Raw genomic sequence first — 17416 nt, forward strand, 5'->3', positions numbered from 1 at the left:
GAGGACGTTTAGACGCAAGAAGGACGCTGAAGAGCTTAGTTGCGGATTTGAGGATAAAATATTTTTTTTAAGTACCTGAGCAACTTTTTGTTGCTCAGGTACTTAAAAAAAATATTTTATAATAGTGTTGCGGAATTAAGGGCTACTTAAAAATTTGGTTGATTCAGACTTTATCATGCGGTATTTACCCTATATGGATGCAAAATTACCCGTGTTGCTTTGGCTGTAACAGTAAAATTCGGCTGAAACGGATAAATTTATATCTGAACCGCCCAAATAGGCGGTTTATTTTGAAAAACAGATTTTCTAAATGGTATTTCGGCAAACATAAAGTGCAACTCCATCCGTTTCAACATTCATTTTCATCACTTCAATGGTGATTTTATCCGTTTCAGTCGGTTTTATCCTATCAACTAAAGATGTAAATCCCTATTTTTGCGGAATATGAAGTAACTTTGTATCTGATATGGCCAACGAGAATATAAAAATAATGAATTGGAAGAACGGTCTGTTGTTATCAACCGTTTCCTATATGCTCTACCTCATTCTGTGGTTTATACTCGATGATGAAACCGCCGGCCAATTACCGGAGATGGCAATAGCCGATTATATCATCGATTATCTGTTGTGTATGCTGTTTACCTACATCTCTTTAGGATTTTCCTTTTTGGTCTTTAGGGTATTGCCATTTAGGACATCTTATGTGTGGGTGATTGTCTATGCTTCCTGCCTTTTTACCCTGAACAACGTTGTCGCATTCGGCATGATTTCTTTGTTCAACTTCTTATGGGGTGAAAACGGCAACGGGCTTCTTGACGAGCTCCTCAACATGAAAGGCGCATATACTTTTGCCATGATTTCCACATTCTTGTCAAGCGTCTATGCCAACACGTTCTATCTTCAGTCTTACATCAAGGCACGCAACGAGAAACAGGCACTTGAAATGGCACTGATGAAAGAAAAGGAGATAGCCTTGCAGTCACAGCTCAATTCCCTGAAACTGCAAATCAATCCGCATTTCATGTTCAACAACTTCAACAATCTGCTGGAGCTGATTGAGGAGGATAGCGGACTTGCCGGAAAATTCCTGAGCAATCTGTCGAAAGTATACCGATACATCATCACCAACTTGGACCGAAACCTGATACCTGTCGCGGACGAAATCAAGTTTCTTGATTCATACTTGTACTTGATGAAAGTGCGCCACGACGAAGGTGTCATTGCAAAAGTAAGTCCGGGCGTCAGACAATGCAAAGGTTTTCTTCCACCGGCTGTATTGCAGCTTCTTGTGGAAAACGCAATAAAACATAACAGCTTTTCATCTGAACATCCGCTGGTCATCGACATAAAGCTGTCCGATGATTATATAACAGTCAGCAATCTTAAGTCACCTTTGATGTCCCCAATCGAATCAACCGGTTTAGGACTTAAAAATATCACAGAACGATACGCTTTGCTTTGTGATAAAAAGGTCAAGATAGAGAATGCCGAAAACTTCTATTCGGTAAGTCTGCCCATCATAAAAAACACCATCCCCTATGAACATACTGATTCTTGAAGACGAGCCACGCAATGCCAAACGCCTCATAAGGCTGCTGAACGACATTGACAGAACATTTATTGTCGAAGGCCCTCTTGCCAGCATCAAAGAGACGGTCGAATTCTTTCAATCCGGCAAAACCACAAACCTCATTCTGGCGGATATCCGTTTGACTGACGGTTTGAGTTTCGAAGCTCTAAAATATGCCCCGGCAACCATACCCATCATATTTACCACCGCATACGACGAATATGCGGTACAAGCATTCAAGTTCAACAGTTTCGACTATCTTCTGAAACCGTTGGATTCGGATGAACTTGAAGCGGCCATTGACAAGGCGGCCAAAGCCGGTAAGAATTACACCGACGAAAACCTACAGCAGCTTTTCGATGCCTTACAGAAGAACAAGTTCCGTTATCGGGAGCGTTTCTTGCTTCCTTACCGTGACGGATATAAGACCGTGCGCGTTTCGGACATCAACCACATCGAAACAGAAAACAAGATTGTATATCTCCGTCTTAACAACGGCACTTCCGAAGTGGTCAATGTGTCAATGGATGAACTTGAACACCAACTGAATCCCGACTATTTCTTCCGGGCAAACCGCCAATATATTATCAATGTAGAGCACGTTTTGTTCCTCGGTAATTATTTTGGAGGAAAGTTGATTGTCCGTTTGAAAGGTTATCCGAAAACGGAAATACAAGTGAGTAAGGAAAAGGCGCAGAGGCTTAAGGAATGGATTGACAGGTAATTATTAACATGTGCGTAAAGTGAAATTATGTTCGTTTAGATTTGATTCTTACAAAATTTGCATTTGGCTCATCCTCTTTTAAACAAGTTATATCATTATCGGATTCACTTTCATCGTTTCTAAATTAAGGAACAGCCCGTGATGTTCCAACATCCCGTTACGGAACATCTTCCAAAGGATATTGCATCCGAGTTGTGCCAGTGTGGAGTTGATGAACAAGTCCTGCTTTTCCAACGCCTCCGCCAAGGAGCAGCTCGGTCCTGAATCCGCCTCCTTCACCCTCGCGTATTTCACGAACCGGGTAATGACCTTCAACGAATCGACAGTCTTGTACAACTCGGAAGCGGGCTGTTTTATTTTCTTGGGTATGGTTCCCAACACAACCTGACCCGTACTTTGTGTGTTCCCGAAATCCATCCAGTAAAGCGGTGTTTCGTAATCACGGTAATTCGAGGTGGGCACGGCTTTCAATACGTTCCATAAGTCAAGCCGTGACTTGATGTTGTCGGTACAGGTGACGGTGATATTCGCCATGTCATCCCGTCTGGCATCTTTCAGCACGGTCGGGAAAATATCCGGTACCGCTTTCCAGTCATTGCCGAAGAAATTGTTCACTCGGGTAATCAGGCATTGCGCCTTGTTCAGTCCAAGGTCGGAACAGCCGAAAAGCTGGCGACCGATGTTGGCATCCGTCACTATGTCCGGGTCATAAAGTGTTACGAACAATCCCGGATGTCCGAGTGCCCGCAATGTCACGTCCAGCCGTGCCAGACAGGTCAATACCTGCGAGCCGGTTCCTCCCGCGCCGATCAGGTTCACCGTGACCGGGTGCTGCGGGTTCAGCAGATAGTTATCTATGTAGTGTACTCTTTTCATTTCAATATATCTTTCAATTTCAAGTTATTCAAAGGTTTCAGTTCGTCGAGGTTGAAAGGCTTGTCCTTTGCGGCCTTTGTCACCAATATCAGGTTTGATCTGGTCGGGTTGCCCCCTCCGCCCAGGTGTGAAAACTCCGTCAGCCAGAACTTCTTCTCCCAATACTCCAACAGGTTTTTGTAGGTCAAATCTCTCGGCTTGTCTATTTTAGCGGAACCCAGACAGACATTTGCCCCTGTCACGTTGAAGAACGGTGCGGCATAAAGCTCCGTCTTTTCCGTCAGTTTCTTGTCCTTGTAAGCATATATACTCAACGAACTGCCACCTGCCACGTAAATGACTCCCGGCAGGTTGTATTTTGCATTCTCTACTTGAAGGGATTCCTTGAAAAACATCATCCGTTTCTGTGGGGAGTTGTACCAGATATACCTCTCACTGCCCTTGCGCGGGTCGCACCACAGCATATTGGGCGGAATCCTTCCGTATGGCGTGGTGCTGTGGCTTTCGGAATAACCGCGCACCAGTTCGTTCATGAAATCCACCGTGACGGGCCGGCCTTCTCCCATCATTCCGTTATCGTCTATATCCCTTATCTCAACAAAATAGTTGTTGTCAGAGGCATAAGAGTTGTCTTTCTCGCCTGAATAGGCAATCAACGCCGCCCTCGGATGGAGCAGCGTCCTCAATTTTTGGGTAAGTTCATTCGTTTCCAACATAATTCAACTGATTAAAGATATGAATTCGTCCGCCCACCGAAAGAACCGTTCCGGGTAATCGTCCATGCTGAACAGTTCTTCGGTATCGGGCGACAGGTCAAGGGCAGTCACCGGAGTGATGTCGTAGGTCTCCCTGCTACAGGAATTGTAATAGTCAACGAGATAGTCGGATACAATGTCGTTGATGTCATACACGACCCTTATCTGCTGTTGCAGGTACATCGGGTGGAAGTCCGGATTCTCCGAGTAATAGGCGTCATAAGCGTATTGCATGATGCCCCGTGCAGGCGTCAGAAACGGGAGACCCCGTTTCATCGCATCGACCAAAGGCTGTTCAAACCCGTTTTGGGGTTCGTATGTATCCAGTGCTTTCGGCAGGTTCTTGTAGTAGGATTTCGATTCCACCCGTTTGAGCAGCCTGCCGATTTTCCCTTCCTGATAGGAGTCCAGCAGTTTCATGCGTTCTTTCCACTCCTCCGGGTCGCTGCCGTCATCCTCCGAAAGCATTTCAAACAAAAAGTCCGATTCTTCGTAATCCACGAATGTATCAATGCCGTTTGCTTTCATCAGTTTATGGATAAAGGTAATGGCAATCCTCCTTAAAATGGGATTGAGCGATTCCAGAAACTTCACCGGGAAGTAGTACAGCGTGAAACTTCCCCACTTGTGGTATTTCCACAGCCGGAAGAAAAGCCTGCCGGCTTCCTGCTCGATGTTGACATGCAGTTCGTCACCGACAAGCGTGTTCATTTCATCGTACAGATTGGCGATGCCTTCCCCGATACTGTTTCCTGGCATGTGTACGCCCTCCTTCTGCAATAGCAGGGAATACCTGAAATACGAATCACGCAGGAATTCGTAGTTATCCCGCGTGATTACGTTTATACTGTTGCATTCGCCGCTGTCGTAACAATCCACGGTAAGATTATTCTGTGCCAGCGGTATGAAGGCTGTGCTTAGAAAAGAATTACGGCCCCGCTTGGAGCCGCAATCCGTTCTTCCCTGTTCACGCCGTACCGTACATTCCTCCGCGTCTGGCCGATGATGAGCCTCGCCAGCTGCCTTGACTGTTGTTCGTCCAATGGTACACATGGTTTCCTTTTCTTGTTGTTCTTTTTCTTTCGTTCCTTCTTCATGCTTCCTATCCTTTGGTCCCGATGGTGGTCTTGAACTCGTACACGGCTTTGTCGTCCTTGATGACCGGTCCGTGTACCGTTGCCGTTGTCAGCTCCGGGTAGAAGTTGGAGTAATAGCTCATGACCATTTCGGGGCTGTCCGACGGGTTGGGATCATCGAGCGTTACCATTCCGCTGCCTTTCTTGAATGTGAATGAGCGTGCCATTCCTGTTACTTCGAGTGCCATAATCTTATACTGCTTGATATTGTGAGACATGATTTTCTAACATGGACTGCGGAAAATCGGGATATTCCTCGTAATCCTCCGGACGGTAATTGGGTTCATCCTCTCCGGCGTGATAATGTGGGGAGAGTTCTTCAGGGTGCTGTACCGGCTCCTGCCAATGTGTCCCATGGTATCCCCCGTGTGCGGGTTGTGGAGCCTGTTGCGGTACTGGCTGCTGTCCCATATAGGGTTGCGGTTGTGGCTGGGCGTAATATTGTGCCGGTCCCTGCGGCGGTTGTTGCGGTGGCCACATTGTCTGCTGTTGCTGAGGATTGGCTGCCGGTCTCTGCTGTCCGCCAGGAGCCTGAGCCGCCATCGGTCTCTGTGCCTGCGGTTGCTGAGGATACTGTGGAGCCTGCCGCGGTTGTTGGACTGGTGCGGCTGCCGGTTGTGCCTGCGGCTGTTGTGGCTGCGGAGCCGGTTCTTCCATCAGTTCAAACAGACTGCCCTTGTTCATCGCCTTTGTCTGTTCCGCCACCATCTCGTCAATCTTCTTCTGGTCCTGCGGTTTGGCGTAAAGACGTGCCTGTCCGAGTGCGGTAACCGCCTCCTTGTGGTTCTTGGCAGCGATCAGTTCCTCCGCTTTCTTGAAATGTTTCTCGTACTTCTCCCGCTTCTCCTTTTCCTCCTTCGTCTCCTTCGCTTTGGTCTCCTTTGCCGCCTTGCTCTCGGACGCTGCCTTCTCAGCCTGCGCCTCGAACTGCGCCATGTTGGAAATCAGTCCGGTAGTCTTCTGTATAGGACGTGCTACGGCTTGTAGGAAGCCTGCGTCCAGTTCCTGCGGATGCCCGCTGACGGTCAGTGGTACGAGGTGGTTCTGGGCTTCGTCCTTCAGCCCGTTCGACTTCGGCAGTAAGGATACTGTCAGTTGTCCGTTCGCTTTGCGGATGACAAGCGTGAGATCCACGCCTTCGGTCATCATCTGGTGGATTGCTGTAAAAAACATAATTTGATGTATTAAAAGTTATTACTGGGTTTTATTCTTCACTGAACAGTTTGGCCAGCAGCCTGTTCCTGTCGGGATGGCGGCTGATTTCCAGAATCGGGTTCAACAGGGTGGAGATGTGTACCGGCCCTGTCGTCCCCCGTGGCGGGAACTTGACGGCAGGTTCGGGTTCCACCGTCCTTTTTCTTCTCGTTACCGGCATGGGCATCCTCATGGGAGCCGGCGGTGCGCTTGTTGCAAATGCTTGGTTCATGTCTCTTTATTTTTTTTAATTGTGAATATTCGGGCTTTGGCAGCCCGTGAACTACAAGGGCCCGACGGCAGATGCCTTCGGTAAGGCAAGGTTTTCGGGAAAAATACCGCAAGCCTCCGGCGAGGATGATTTTTTCCGAAACCGCAAGGCTTGACCTTGCCGTCCGAACAAAGGCATTTGCCAACTTTGCCCGGTAGTTTCCGGTATGCCAAGTCTGTGTTTTCATCCCTTTTCCTTTTATTCCTGTCGTTATGGTTTCCGGTTCCACAGAGGGCGGAAAACAAAAAGAGCCGTCCCGGAAGACAGCTCTGTTCTGTAAGGTTCCACTTGATTTTGTATGGCAGTTATGTTTCATGGTCAAATATTGTCAGGATACCAGAAAACTGAGTATGCAGAAAAGTATGGCCGCAGCCACCAGAAGGCAAGCTATCCGGTACAGGAACCTGAAGAATCCCCTAAAACACACGATGGCTACCGCAGCCCACACGGGGGATATGCCCCGTGTGTACATATAACTGAACACGATGAAGGCTGCAAAGCCCAATGCGATGGTCCGTACCCATCTGTTCGCTTGAATCTTGTCGATATATTCCCTTGTTTTCATGACATTCCGGTATTAACGGGTGAAACAGTCTTTTCCAATTTCAAGGGCCGGGATGCGTACCGCCTCCACAGGCAAGGTTTTCGGAGGAAAATACCGGAGCGGCGCGAGGATGATTTTCCCCGAAACCCGGAGGGCCTGACCTTGCCGGTGGAAAAAGGCGGTGCGCTACCTTTGCCCGCGAATTGGAATGACGGTGTTATTTTTTCTTTCCGTTCCCGGTTTTCGGGAACGAGAATACCGTGTTGTATTCCGCATCGAAGGTGACGGCGGCATCGAACGGTACACCTTTCTTTCCCTTGAACCCCTTGATGAGTCTGGTGGTGCCGGAGGAGAAAAGCTGTTCCATGTGGGTGTCGGTCAGTTCCTTGTTCAGAATACGGCGGAACACCAGCAGCCCGCACCCGTCATGGTCGCACCTGGCCACTTTGGAACGGAGGATGATTTTTCCCGTCTTGCACTTGGGGCAGGTGAATGCCCTTTCCTGCATCGCCGGAAAATCCAGACGCAGGATCTCTTCGGTTGCCCTGCGGGTGTAATCCAGGATGGACTGCATGAAGGTTTCCGTATCGAGGGTATGCCTCTCCACCTGCGCCAGGGTCTTCTCCCAGCTTCCCGTCAGTTCCACGTCCGCCACACGCATGTCCTTCACCGCCTCATAGATATACATCCCTTTTTCGGTCGGGATGATGCTTTTGCCGGAGCGGGCGATATAGTCACGTTTGATAAGGGTGGTAATGATGGCGGCACGGGTGGCGGGTGTGCCTATGCCCAATTCCTTGATAGCCTCCTTTGCCTGTTCGTCCGTGATGTTTTTCCCGCAGGTCTCCATCGCCGCCAGCAGGGTGGCCTCCGTGTACAGCGGCTTGGGTAGGGTCTTCTTCTGCGCCATCCCGTGTCCCATGACCGGAACAGTCTCGCCTTCGGCAAACTCCGCCGTCCCCCCGTCACGTTCCGGCTCGTCCTTCTCCCTGTCCTCCTTTCTGGCGAACACGCCGCGCCAGCCCGGTCTGACAATGGAGGAAGAGCGGGAACGGAACGCCATTCCCTCGCAGGCACATTCCATGACCAAAAGTTCCTTCTCGCAGGGTGGCGAGAATGCTTCCAGCATCCTTCCGGCTATCAGGGTGTAAACGGTAGATTCCGCCTCGGACAACCCTTCGGGTGAAATGCCCGTGATAATCAGGGCATGGTGGTCGGTCACTTTCGTGTCATCCACGCTGCGGGTATTCAGATCGGACATGTCGAAAGACTGTCCGTATTCCCTGAATTCCGGCATGGAAACCACTTTTCCCAGCAAGGAAGGAATGTGCCGCATGACATCCTCCGGGATATGGCGGCTTCCCGTCCTCGGATAAGAAATAAGCTTCTTTTCATACAAGGATTGGGCGATGGAGAGGGTCTTCTCCGCTGTCAGGTCATAATGGACGTTGCAATCTTTCTGGAGCGTGGTCAGGTCGTACAGAAGCGGGGCCTGTTGGAAAGTCCTCTTGTGTTCCGACCCAGTGACTGTCGCCACAGAACCGGAAGTGATTTTCCGGTATGCCGCCTCTGCCGCATCCTTTTCCTTGAACTCTTCCGTGTGGATGAACATGCGGTGCGCGTCCTGCCGTTTCAGCGTGAGGTGCAGCTGCCAGTAAGGGGTGGAGACGAAATTCCGGTTCTCCTTGAAGCGGGCACAGACCATGGCGAGCGTCGGGGTCTGTACACGTCCTATGGAGTTGTTCGCCGAGCCGGAGGCTACCGCCAGGGCACGGCTCGCGTTCATGCCCACCAGCCAGTCCGCCTTTGCCCGGCAGTCGGCGGCGGCATACAGGCTGTCGTAGTCGCTGCCGTCCCGGAGGTTCGCCAAACCCTCGCGGATGGCCTCGTCGGTGAGAGAGGAGATCCACAGGCGTTTGAACGGTTTGGTATAGCCTAAGTAGGAATATATCCAGCGGAAGATAAGTTCCCCTTCACGGGCACAGTCGGTAGCCACGATGATGCTGTCGCACCGGTCGAACACGCTGTCGATGATTTTCAGTTGTTTGGCGGCGGCGATGTCCGTCACCATCCCTTTGTCCGTCCTGACCTGGCGGGACACCAGACGGAACGGGTCCGGCAGCATCGGGAGGTTTTCGGCGGAGGTTTTCGTGTAGCCATACGCACCGGGCATGGCGAGCGACACCAGGTGTCCCAACGCCCACGTGACCATATACCCGTTACCTGTACAGTAGCCGTCTTTCTTGTCGGTAGCCCCGACCACACGGGCTATATCCATGCCGACACTCGGTTTTTCTGCAATGATTGCTTTCATGTTCGGATAAAATTTAAGCCGTTCCCCGCTACCGGAACCGGAAAACGGGAAACGGCGGTTTGACATTTTTTACTTGTTATAATGGATGAGCGTTTGTCAGGCCACCGGCTTGACACCGAGGATTTCAATCAGTGCCCCGTCGTCCTTGCGCACCAGTTGCAGGGTGGCGTCCATCACCACGTCCACGCCCAGCAGCACGAGGCTGAGTGACATCACTCCTGTCTTTTCTCCCTTGAGCAACGTATCAAGTTCCCCCGACATTTCCAGCTCGTCCTTCAGGATCCCGATTCCCGCGAGTTCTTCCCAGTTCACGTCTTCCGCCTTGAATGGCGTGTTGTTTTTATTGTTTACGTTCATATTTCTGTTTTTTTGATTTGACATTCATTCTGATTCACGCTCAGGCAATGCTTGCCCCCTTGGACTTGCGGCCAGCCTGTTCCTGTCCCTGCTTCTGGGCGTTCGCCACCACGTTGCGCTGCGATGCGTCACGCTTGCGGTCCGGGTTCTCGTTATAGAAGTCCAGCCTGCCCTGGTTGAAGTTCGCCTTGACATACTGCGAGATGGTCTTTCCATCGTAGCCTTTGATGCCCTCGACCAGTACCGCCTTGCCGCTCTGGAGGTCGGCACGCTGGTTTCTCGTCAGTTTTACGTCCCATACCTTTTCCGGTATCTTGAACTCGGCACGCTGCTCGAAGCCGTCCGGCGTGCGTGAGTAGCTCAGGCGTCCCGTTTCCAAATCCGCCTTGATGAAGGAGGAGAACTCCTCGCCCTTGCGGTTCACCATGTCGTTGAGGAAGATGACTTTGCCCTCGCGCAGTTGTTGCTGTTCCTCGGCGGTGATTTTCACGCCGCCTATTTCATTCGGGATGTAAATTTCACGCGCTCCCTCCGGGGAATCGGGATTGTAGCGTGTGTAGGAAGGTCTGCCCGTGGCCTCGTCCAGCTTGACATACGAGGAGAACAACTCACCGTCCTTGCGCTCCATACCCTCCACGAAGATGGCCTTGCCCGCGTTGAGGTCTTCAATCTGCTGCTTGGTAAGTTCCACTCCGCCCAGCGACTGTCGGTTGAAGAGTTTGTCGTTCTCGAAGATGTATTCGATGCCCCTGCGTTCGGCGTTGACCTGGATGTGGGCGTCGAACTCCTTGCCGTTATTGGAAATCATGCCTTCGATGAACACTTTCTTGCCTTCCCGCAGGTCGTTGATTTCCTGGTCGGTCAGTTTCACACCTTTGATTTCTTGCGGGATGTAGGCGTTTTCCGCGCGCATGGCGACCACCTCGTTGGTGAGCTTGTCGATGCTGATGAAAGAAGGGATGTATTCGCCGTTGCGCCCTTTCAGTTCCACCACACGCCCCATGTTGCCTGTCTCCAACAGGTTCTTCTTGTCCTCTTCGGAGAAGATGTGACCGAAGTACGGGCGTTCGAGTTCGGGTTTCTGGCGGATGCCGTGGATACCTAATACGATAGGGCCTCCCACGGACTGCTGGAATGACAGTCGTGCATCGGTACGTAATACGGCGGAGCCGAAATTCATGCTGATGGGTACCACCTGGTTGGTCTTGTAGCCCCTGAGCATCTGGTCAAGGAGACCGCGCTCCATGAGGTATTCACGGGAAAGTCCGAAATTCTTCAGTTCCTCCCAGTTGATCATGGACTCGTTGTAGCGGTACTTGGGTTGCTGCGTGCCGTCACCTTGGGTGGCCTGCTGCTGTGTCTCATTTTTCTTTGCCATTTCTTCTTGATTTTGATTGTTGATACTTTGGTTTTCCTTGTCGCGTGGAACGATTTCGTATTTTTTGAGGAAGTCTTCCACGGCTTTTGTCTGCTTTCCGGCGGCGAGGTCTTCGATGGCCTGCTTCACTTCCGGGCTGTCCAGCGTATCCGCCTTGACGGAGAGGATGCCGAAACGGGTCGGGTCTTTGAGCTGGCTCCAGAAGTTTTTCACGAAATTCTCGAACATGTTGGCGTACCGGTCGATTTTCAGGAAGGAGTTGCTGTGTTCCTTGTCTGCCGGAACGGTGCTGTATTTCCCGTCCTTTCCGATTTTTGACACCGCCTGTAAAATCAGTTCCATCTTGTCGAGTATGAACACGATGTCACTCATCTGTTCGTTCTCGCTCACTTGCGGCTTCAGGGGTTCGTCCCTCACATTTTTCTTTGCCATAACTTTGAGTTTTTAGAGTTGATAACTACTATTGTCACCGCAAATATATATAGCAAAATTTGATAAATAATTGATTTTTAATTAGTTGAACTACATATTACATCATTTGTCATCACGTTTCACCGCAGGGTGACAGCACGAAAACGAAAAAGGGAAAAAACAGAGGGAAAAGGGCGGGCCACAAGGTACGGGAAGGCAGAGAGAAACCGAAGCAGGGAAAGGGACGAAGAGGGAAAAAGAAAACCTATATTATGCAGAGTTGAGAGCGAGCTGCTTTTGTCCCTACTTCCTTGTATTTCTCATAAGACAGGCGACCGAAAGGAAAAGGATTTATGATAGGATAGATGTTCCAATTGGGACGGTCTGAATTTTATAAAGTACTCCCGTCAGGTTTTGTCTTGACCTTGTTCTATGCGTCGTAGGTCGCTTCGCTTGCTAAGTCCCGACCTTTTCACCCAACTCGGACGGCGATACCGGAACGTTTTTTCGAAGAAAAATTACCGCAGGGAATTTTTTGTACGAAAACCGGAGGCCTGAACGTGAAAGGTATCGTCCTCCGAGTTACCTTCTCAGAGGGACTTAGTGAGTGAAGCGTGACTTAGGATGGTAGTTTATGGAAGAATATGGAAAAATTACCCTTTGAACGAAAATGCGCATCTTTTTAGTGCAATGGTAATCATTTTTTGAGTACCTTTGCACTAAAATTACGCATTATGACAATACGTGAATGGATTAGAGATAGAGAGATAAGTGGATTTCCAACTTTTTCGGTTGAAGAAATTAGGTTGGCATTGCCACATTATTCAGAGCAGGTCATTAAAAATGATTTGTTCCGTATATCATCACAAGGTATAATATATCCGGTCTATAAAGGTTTCTACGTTATTATTCCTCCTCATTATGCTGCCAAAAGAATGGTACCACCGATATATTACATAGATCAGTTGATGTCGTATCTAAACAAGCCTTATTATATTAGTCTCTTAAATGCGGCAGAAATTCATGGTGCAGCTCATCAACGTCCACAGAAATTTTCTGTAATGTCGGTATTTCCAAAGTCTTCTGTTTCGCAATCAAAGAACAATACACTTGTTTGGGTATACCGCAAGGAAATTCCAACAGATTTTTTGTTATCAAAAAATTCTGAAACAGGAGTGATATATTATTCGAATGCAGAATTGACAGCTCTTGACATTGTACAATATGAGCAATATATAGGTGGACTTTCAAGAGCATCTACTATATTGGAAGAACTTACAGAAAAATTAGATTTTCGTGGTGCTTCCAATAAGTTGTTTGGTTATACATCAATCGCAACTATACAACGACTGGGATATATACTGGATGAAGTTCTAAATGCAGCAGAAATTGCAGATACGCTATATATGGAATTGACTTCATATGTAAAGCGTTTCAAATATATTCCTCTAACTATAAATAAACCAAAAGATTGCGCGGAAAGGAATAACCGTTGGAAAATTTTTGTAAATACGATAATAGAAACTGACGAAATATGATAAACAGAACAGCCATCACTCAATGGAATAAGATAGTTCCATGGAATGACAACGCACAAGTAGAGCAAGACCTCATTATATCACGTGCGTTAGTCGCTATTTTTAGCGATGAGTTTCTTGCTTCACAATTAGCATTCAGGGGAGGAACTGCACTCCATAAACTATATCTGACGCCACAGCCCAGATATAGTGAAGATATTGACTTAGTTCAAATTACTCCCGGACCGATAAAGCCAATAATGTTCAGACTTGGGGAAGTTTTGGATTTTTTGCCGGATAGAGTAACAAAACAAAAACGATATAATAACACGATGTTGTTTCGTATGGAATCGGAAATACCTCCCACAATTCCTCTACGCTTAAAAATCGAGATAAACTGTTTTGAGCATTTTAATGAACTTGGATTAGTCAAAATACCATTTGAAATGGAAAATAGTTGGTTCTCAGGCAAGTGCGGAGTAACAACATATCGTTTAAATGAACTGTTGGGAACAAAACTGAGAGCCTTGTACCAAAGGAAAAAGGGGCGAGACCTTTTTGACTTGTATGTCGCTTTGTCTGAAGCATCAGTTGATGTCGAAGAAATTATGCGTTGTTACCACCGTTATATGTCTTTTGTTGTTCAACAACCACCGACATACAAACAGTTCATTAATAATATGGAAGAGAAGATGTCTGACTCTGAGTTCTTAGGAGATACACAAAATCTTATCCGTCCGGAGAGGGAGTTCAATCCTCAGTTGGGGTACGACCTTGTTCGCTCTCAATTAATAGACAGATTGCAAAAATAGCATATCAATAAAAGTAACACCTGAAAAAGAAATATTGCCGGTATCTAAATTTGCCATATAACGATTTAATCTTTGATTTTTGCGGAAAACCTGCGAGAATTGATTTTTAATCCGTCAAATACAGATTTTAGCTTTCTGATTTTGGAGATTTCAGAATGAGCAGACGGAAATAAAATATGAGCGAAGAAAGTGTAAAAGGTAATCAGATTTTGAGTACTTCTGCGCTTTTTTCGCTCAACACAAACTGCGAAACGATTTTTCAAGTGTGTATGCTCCAGCCGTGAAACGGTCCACCAATCATTACAGCAAATGACCGATCCGGCTTGCCGTGATAGAGAAGCCCTCCGACAACGCCCCTTGTCCCGTCTTTCGCCACTTCAGCGAAACCGAATGAATATGGTGCGAAATCGGTGTACAGTTCGATTTCATACCTGCCATTGGAGTTGACCTCCCATTGCTTGAGCCGTTCAATACATTTGCTCAACGTTTCATCACCGATGCTTTTCGCATACTTGACGGTATTCTCGTAGTGTTCCTGACATTTGATTTTCATGTCTGATGTTTTTAAGTTGTTTGTAACAATTCTTCGTATATCCCGAAACCAATGCATCCGGCTATGATGAAATCCTCCTTACCTTTATCCGCCAGTGATTTTAAATTTTCCAAGCTGTCGCAGTAGAAGAATATCTCATCGTCCTTTTCGTTGTCGGAATCCATCGCCAGCGCAATCCTCACTTCTTCCGTTTCCAGCGTGTCGCACCACCGGATAGTGCAGTCCGCATAATGAGGTTCACGTCCCTGCTCACAGTAGAATTTCAGGAAATGGCTACCTATTTCCTTCTTGACTTCATCCGCCTTTTTCCAGATACTATCATCCACGATTTCAAATCCGAGTCCTTCCACCAGCAGGCATGTTCCCTTGTCATATACCATCATGGTGCGCTTTCCCATGTGTTTTTCGCGTATTTCCGCCCAATTCGGCAAGTCCCAACGCTCCACGGTCCAGATCCCTCGGTAATCCTTCGGGATGGAATTGTATTCGCTTAATGTTATCTTTCTCATAGCAGGTAGTTTTAGTTTGTTACAAAAGTCACCTTGTGAGTCTTGCACGGTTTCCCGAATGCCGGACGTGGGTTGAACTCCGTGCATGATTCCCAATCCACACTCATCGTGTAGCCGTTCGGGAAATTCTCGCCGATGAACCGGCTTATCATTTCCAAATCCTCGTTCGGCAGGAACAATTCTTCCTCGATGCCGTACTCCAATGCGAAAATCGCCCATTCAGGAATGTTATCCCAAACGAGCGTCTGTCTGTTTTTCTTGTGCATAATGTCAATGTTTATTGCGGTGATACCATAAGGCTGTTGATGATTCCTTCCAGTTCCGTTTCCCATTTGTCCGTACCGTCCATGACCGACGGATAGGTCAGTTGCTGCCACTGCCGGTAATCAAACAGTTTCATTCTCAGCGGATAGTAGTCGAACAATTTCCGGTTGCCAAAAAATACTCTCAGGTGGTTGGTTCCCACCTCCATCAGTTTCAGACCATAATTGTCAAGAATCTCATGGAATCTTTTCATCGGTGTAAAGTTGCTTCTCTTTTTCATGTCATTTCTGTTTTTTATTGTTTGAATTTTATTTCAGCAGCACATTCTGTACAGGTCATCATCGGTCAGTGTACATAGTTCCTCATCCGTGCAGTAACCGTCAATCTCCTCGCTCGCTTCCATCGCTTCATAAATGCCGTTATGCATATCGTTCACCAGCTCATCGCACAGGCTTTTTACTGACACCCTGAAAATGTCATTACCGACTTGGATTTCCCGAACTGGATAAGCCACTCCTTTCCAGTAGGTCTTTTCTATGGCTATTTCATCGGTACATCCCTCCATGCGTTCCAAGTATTCCTTGATGATGTCCCCATGACAAGGATTCGGCTTGCAGAAACACCCCAATGTCTTGCCCTGCAATTCTCCGATTCGTCTGCGGAACTTTTCATCCGTACTTAAACGATAGTAGAAATACTTCCTGTAACGGTCCAGCGTGCCGCCCCTTGTCATTGTCGCTTCCAGCCTGAACGGATTTCCGAAATAACCGTCTTTCCCTTGTCCCGCTCTTCCTATATATACATCACAGGATTCCTTGCGGATATTGACCACTCTTGTATTGCTCATAACTTGTTTTTTAGTTAAACAATTCCGACCGGCGAGCCGGTATTTTATTTCTTGCCTGCCTTACCGTTCCGTGCCGGATTGTGCAAGGCTTTTCGGGAAAATACCGCAAGCGGAGCGCGGAAGATTTCCCCGAAAACCCGTAGGGCTCGACCTTGCTCAATCCAAAAGGCACGGGACGACCTTTGCAGGCTAAAATAAAAAAGCGGCCTTTCAATGGCTATTCATTATCCTTGTCATTTTCTTCCTGTGGTATCAGGTGTTTCAAATCAGGGTCGTTCTTTATACGGGTCATCTCATCTTCGATTATCCGCACCACGTCCGCTTTTATCTGGGAATAGTTCCGGTCTATCTGCTGTTGCATGATGTCGTTGCCGTCCGCATCCTTGAACTCGTTGATGACGGGTATTTTCTTGTAGGCTTTGGTTTCCGCTGCTACCTTCTCATTATCGACAATAATGCGGGCATGGAAAATCTTCTGGTCAATCTCTTCCCCGAAGTTATCCGCTACGCTGCCCACGAATGTACCCTGTGAGAGGTTGGCTATTTTCGATGCCGGAATGAGCGAATCCATCTGCGTGTTGATGGAGGTGGAGGTGTCCTGCCGGTTGATGGAAATGGACTGCCGCTGTTGGAGTATCTTACCGAAGCGTTCCGAAAGGTTCTTAGCCGTTTCTCCCACGACCTGACCGCTGAAGATGTTGCCCACCGTATTTTGGATTACCTTCGCTTCTTTTTCACCGTAGTCACGGGTCAGCTGAGAGAAGTCCTGGAAGCCGAGACATACCGCCACCTTGTTGCTTCGTGCGGTGGCAATGAGATTGTCAATACCGCGAAAGTAAATCGTGGGCAGCTCGTCTATGATGATGGAAGACTTCAGTTGTCCCTTCTTGTTCACCAATTTTACGATACGGCTGTTGTACAGTCCGAGGGCGGCTGAATAGATGTTCTGCCTGTCGGGATTGTTACCGACACACAGGATTTTAGGGTGTTCGGGATTGTTCAGGTCGAGCGTGAAATCATCACCGGTCATCACCCAGTAAAGCTGCGGGGAAATCATCCTTGAAAGCGGGATTTTTGCCGAAGCGATCTGGCCTTGCAACTGGTCTTGTGCGCCCCCTTGCCAGGCGTCCATGAACGGGGAAAGGTAGTTTTCCAAAGACGGATACGAGGTAAGAATTGTGAAAATATCGGCATACGGCTTGTTCAGAAATTCTATCGCGTGAGGGAACGTGCAGTATTTTCCGTCCTGGTAGATGCGCAAATACCATATAATAGCCGCCAAAAGAATAATCGGGGATTCCACGAAGAAATCGCCCTGTTTCTGTATATCGGGTAAGTCAAGGGCATTGCTGCCCCCTTCTCCCCTAAGAACCGTACGTGAGAG

20 protein-coding genes are annotated in these 17416 nt (G+C 48.1%); 4 read left to right on the top strand and 16 right to left on the bottom strand.

Features of this window, described 5'->3' with window-relative positions:
- Positions 1 to 466: 466 nt before the first annotated feature.
- Complete coding sequence (locus DXD65_RS20015; RefSeq protein ID WP_054350165.1) at positions 467 to 1558, top strand: sensor histidine kinase; 1092 nt, start codon at positions 467 to 469, stop codon at positions 1556 to 1558.
- Positions 1539 to 2294: a LytR/AlgR family response regulator transcription factor gene (locus tag DXD65_RS20020; RefSeq protein ID WP_008766690.1), complete on the top strand. Its 756-nt coding sequence runs from the start codon at positions 1539 to 1541 to the stop codon at positions 2292 to 2294. The genes DXD65_RS20015 and DXD65_RS20020 overlap by 20 nt, the downstream gene beginning before the upstream one ends.
- A gap of 87 nt (positions 2295 to 2381) precedes the next feature.
- Here DXD65_RS20020 and DXD65_RS20025 read toward each other — a convergent pair whose 3' ends face one another.
- The 10 genes from DXD65_RS20025 to DXD65_RS20075 all read right to left on the bottom strand — a co-directional run bounded on the left by DXD65_RS20025 (position 2382) and on the right by DXD65_RS20075 (position 11551).
- Positions 2382 to 3170, bottom strand: a complete 789-nt coding sequence (locus DXD65_RS20025) for a PRTRC system ThiF family protein (RefSeq protein ID WP_008766689.1) — start codon at positions 3168 to 3170, stop codon at positions 2382 to 2384.
- Positions 3167 to 3886: a prokaryotic E2 ligase family D protein gene (locus tag DXD65_RS20030; protein WP_008766688.1), complete on the bottom strand. Its 720-nt coding sequence runs from the start codon at positions 3884 to 3886 to the stop codon at positions 3167 to 3169. Before DXD65_RS20030 ends, DXD65_RS20025 begins: the two co-directional genes overlap by 4 nt.
- A gap of 3 nt (positions 3887 to 3889) precedes the next feature.
- Positions 3890 to 4978, bottom strand: coding sequence for a hypothetical protein (locus DXD65_RS20035; protein ID WP_008766687.1), 1089 nt, complete (start codon positions 4976 to 4978; stop codon positions 3890 to 3892).
- Between the two features lie 49 nt (positions 4979 to 5027).
- Positions 5028 to 5249, bottom strand: coding sequence for a PRTRC system protein C (locus DXD65_RS20040; RefSeq protein WP_008766686.1), 222 nt, complete (start codon positions 5247 to 5249; stop codon positions 5028 to 5030).
- Positions 5250 to 5253: 4 nt separating this feature from the next.
- Positions 5254 to 6234, bottom strand: a complete 981-nt coding sequence (locus DXD65_RS20045; RefSeq protein WP_008766685.1) for a PRTRC system protein E — start codon at positions 6232 to 6234, stop codon at positions 5254 to 5256.
- 31 nt (positions 6235 to 6265) lie between these two features.
- Positions 6266 to 6487, bottom strand: a complete 222-nt coding sequence (locus DXD65_RS20050; protein ID WP_025076690.1) for a hypothetical protein — start codon at positions 6485 to 6487, stop codon at positions 6266 to 6268.
- A 367-nt stretch (positions 6488 to 6854) separates the two neighbouring features.
- Positions 6855 to 7091 carry a hypothetical protein gene (locus tag DXD65_RS20060; protein WP_008766683.1) on the bottom strand — a complete coding sequence of 79 codons (237 nt, stop codon included), beginning with the start codon at positions 7089 to 7091 and terminating at the stop codon, positions 6855 to 6857.
- Positions 7092 to 7287: 196 nt separating this feature from the next.
- Positions 7288 to 9384 carry a type IA DNA topoisomerase gene (locus tag DXD65_RS20065; protein WP_032585083.1) on the bottom strand — a complete coding sequence of 699 codons (2097 nt, stop codon included), beginning with the start codon at positions 9382 to 9384 and terminating at the stop codon, positions 7288 to 7290.
- A 96-nt stretch (positions 9385 to 9480) separates the two neighbouring features.
- Positions 9481 to 9741: a DUF4099 domain-containing protein gene (locus DXD65_RS20070; RefSeq protein WP_008766681.1), complete on the bottom strand. Its 261-nt coding sequence runs from the start codon at positions 9739 to 9741 to the stop codon at positions 9481 to 9483.
- Positions 9742 to 9781: 40 nt separating this feature from the next.
- Positions 9782 to 11551, bottom strand: a complete 1770-nt coding sequence (locus DXD65_RS20075) for a DUF3945 domain-containing protein (protein WP_008766680.1) — start codon at positions 11549 to 11551, stop codon at positions 9782 to 9784.
- 713 nt (positions 11552 to 12264) lie between these two features.
- Here DXD65_RS20075 and DXD65_RS20080 point away from each other — a divergent pair.
- Both DXD65_RS20080 and DXD65_RS20085 read left to right on the top strand, forming a co-directional pair.
- Positions 12265 to 13068, top strand: a complete 804-nt coding sequence (locus tag DXD65_RS20080; RefSeq protein WP_008766679.1) for a type IV toxin-antitoxin system AbiEi family antitoxin — start codon at positions 12265 to 12267, stop codon at positions 13066 to 13068.
- A complete protein-coding gene (locus DXD65_RS20085) occupies positions 13065 to 13859 on the top strand; it encodes a nucleotidyl transferase AbiEii/AbiGii toxin family protein (protein WP_008766678.1) in 795 nt (264 codons plus the stop codon). Before DXD65_RS20080 ends, DXD65_RS20085 begins: the two co-directional genes overlap by 4 nt.
- Before the next feature lie 259 nt (positions 13860 to 14118).
- Here the strand turns inward: DXD65_RS20085 and DXD65_RS20090 are convergent, their stop codons facing one another.
- The 6 genes from DXD65_RS20090 to DXD65_RS20115 form a co-directional block, all read right to left on the bottom strand.
- Positions 14119 to 14412, bottom strand: coding sequence for a DUF4120 family protein (locus tag DXD65_RS20090; protein WP_008766677.1), 294 nt, complete (start codon positions 14410 to 14412; stop codon positions 14119 to 14121).
- Positions 14413 to 14423: 11 nt separating this feature from the next.
- Positions 14424 to 14921: a hypothetical protein gene (locus DXD65_RS20095; RefSeq protein ID WP_008766676.1), complete on the bottom strand. Its 498-nt coding sequence runs from the start codon at positions 14919 to 14921 to the stop codon at positions 14424 to 14426.
- An 11-nt stretch (positions 14922 to 14932) separates the two neighbouring features.
- A complete protein-coding gene (locus DXD65_RS20100) occupies positions 14933 to 15187 on the bottom strand; it encodes a DUF6926 domain-containing protein (RefSeq protein ID WP_008766675.1) in 255 nt (84 codons plus the stop codon).
- A gap of 11 nt (positions 15188 to 15198) precedes the next feature.
- Positions 15199 to 15465, bottom strand: coding sequence for a hypothetical protein (locus tag DXD65_RS20105; protein WP_008766674.1), 267 nt, complete (start codon positions 15463 to 15465; stop codon positions 15199 to 15201).
- 33 nt (positions 15466 to 15498) lie between these two features.
- Positions 15499 to 16032: a DUF4326 domain-containing protein gene (locus DXD65_RS20110; protein ID WP_008766673.1), complete on the bottom strand. Its 534-nt coding sequence runs from the start codon at positions 16030 to 16032 to the stop codon at positions 15499 to 15501.
- A 217-nt stretch (positions 16033 to 16249) separates the two neighbouring features.
- On the bottom strand, positions 16250 to 17416 hold a 1167-nt coding region (locus tag DXD65_RS20115; protein ID WP_117887894.1), incomplete at its 5' end, for a TraM recognition domain-containing protein.

This window comes from Bacteroides sp. 4_1_36, from assembly GCF_003466325.1.
Classification (GTDB): Bacteria; Bacteroidota; Bacteroidia; order Bacteroidales; family Bacteroidaceae; genus Bacteroides; species Bacteroides uniformis.

Excerpts from the sequence above, each read along its gene's own strand:
- DXD65_RS20015 (WP_054350165.1), top strand. The coding sequence starts at position 467 with ATGGCCAACGAGAATATAAAAATAATGAATTGGAAGAACGGTCTGTTG.
- DXD65_RS20020 (WP_008766690.1), top strand. The coding sequence starts at position 1,539 with ATGAACATACTGATTCTTGAAGACGAGCCACGCAATGCCAAACGCCTC.
- DXD65_RS20025 (WP_008766689.1), bottom strand. The coding sequence starts at position 3,170 with ATGAAAAGAGTACACTACATAGATAACTATCTGCTGAACCCGCAGCAC.
- DXD65_RS20030 (WP_008766688.1), bottom strand. The coding sequence starts at position 3,886 with ATGTTGGAAACGAATGAACTTACCCAAAAATTGAGGACGCTGCTCCAT.
- DXD65_RS20035 (WP_008766687.1), bottom strand. The coding sequence starts at position 4,978 with ATGTGTACCATTGGACGAACAACAGTCAAGGCAGCTGGCGAGGCTCAT.
- DXD65_RS20040 (WP_008766686.1), bottom strand. The coding sequence starts at position 5,249 with ATGGCACTCGAAGTAACAGGAATGGCACGCTCATTCACATTCAAGAAA.
- DXD65_RS20045 (WP_008766685.1), bottom strand. The coding sequence starts at position 6,234 with ATGTTTTTTACAGCAATCCACCAGATGATGACCGAAGGCGTGGATCTC.
- DXD65_RS20050 (WP_025076690.1), bottom strand. The coding sequence starts at position 6,487 with ATGAACCAAGCATTTGCAACAAGCGCACCGCCGGCTCCCATGAGGATG.
- DXD65_RS20060 (WP_008766683.1), bottom strand. The coding sequence starts at position 7,091 with ATGAAAACAAGGGAATATATCGACAAGATTCAAGCGAACAGATGGGTA.
- DXD65_RS20065 (WP_032585083.1), bottom strand. The coding sequence starts at position 9,384 with ATGAAAGCAATCATTGCAGAAAAACCGAGTGTCGGCATGGATATAGCC.
- DXD65_RS20070 (WP_008766681.1), bottom strand. The coding sequence starts at position 9,741 with ATGAACGTAAACAATAAAAACAACACGCCATTCAAGGCGGAAGACGTG.
- DXD65_RS20075 (WP_008766680.1), bottom strand. The coding sequence starts at position 11,551 with ATGGCAAAGAAAAATGTGAGGGACGAACCCCTGAAGCCGCAAGTGAGC.
- DXD65_RS20080 (WP_008766679.1), top strand. The coding sequence starts at position 12,265 with ATGACAATACGTGAATGGATTAGAGATAGAGAGATAAGTGGATTTCCA.
- DXD65_RS20085 (WP_008766678.1), top strand. The coding sequence starts at position 13,065 with ATGATAAACAGAACAGCCATCACTCAATGGAATAAGATAGTTCCATGG.
- DXD65_RS20090 (WP_008766677.1), bottom strand. The coding sequence starts at position 14,412 with ATGAAAATCAAATGTCAGGAACACTACGAGAATACCGTCAAGTATGCG.
- DXD65_RS20095 (WP_008766676.1), bottom strand. The coding sequence starts at position 14,921 with ATGAGAAAGATAACATTAAGCGAATACAATTCCATCCCGAAGGATTAC.
- DXD65_RS20100 (WP_008766675.1), bottom strand. The coding sequence starts at position 15,187 with ATGCACAAGAAAAACAGACAGACGCTCGTTTGGGATAACATTCCTGAA.
- DXD65_RS20105 (WP_008766674.1), bottom strand. The coding sequence starts at position 15,465 with ATGAAAAAGAGAAGCAACTTTACACCGATGAAAAGATTCCATGAGATT.
- DXD65_RS20110 (WP_008766673.1), bottom strand. The coding sequence starts at position 16,032 with ATGAGCAATACAAGAGTGGTCAATATCCGCAAGGAATCCTGTGATGTA.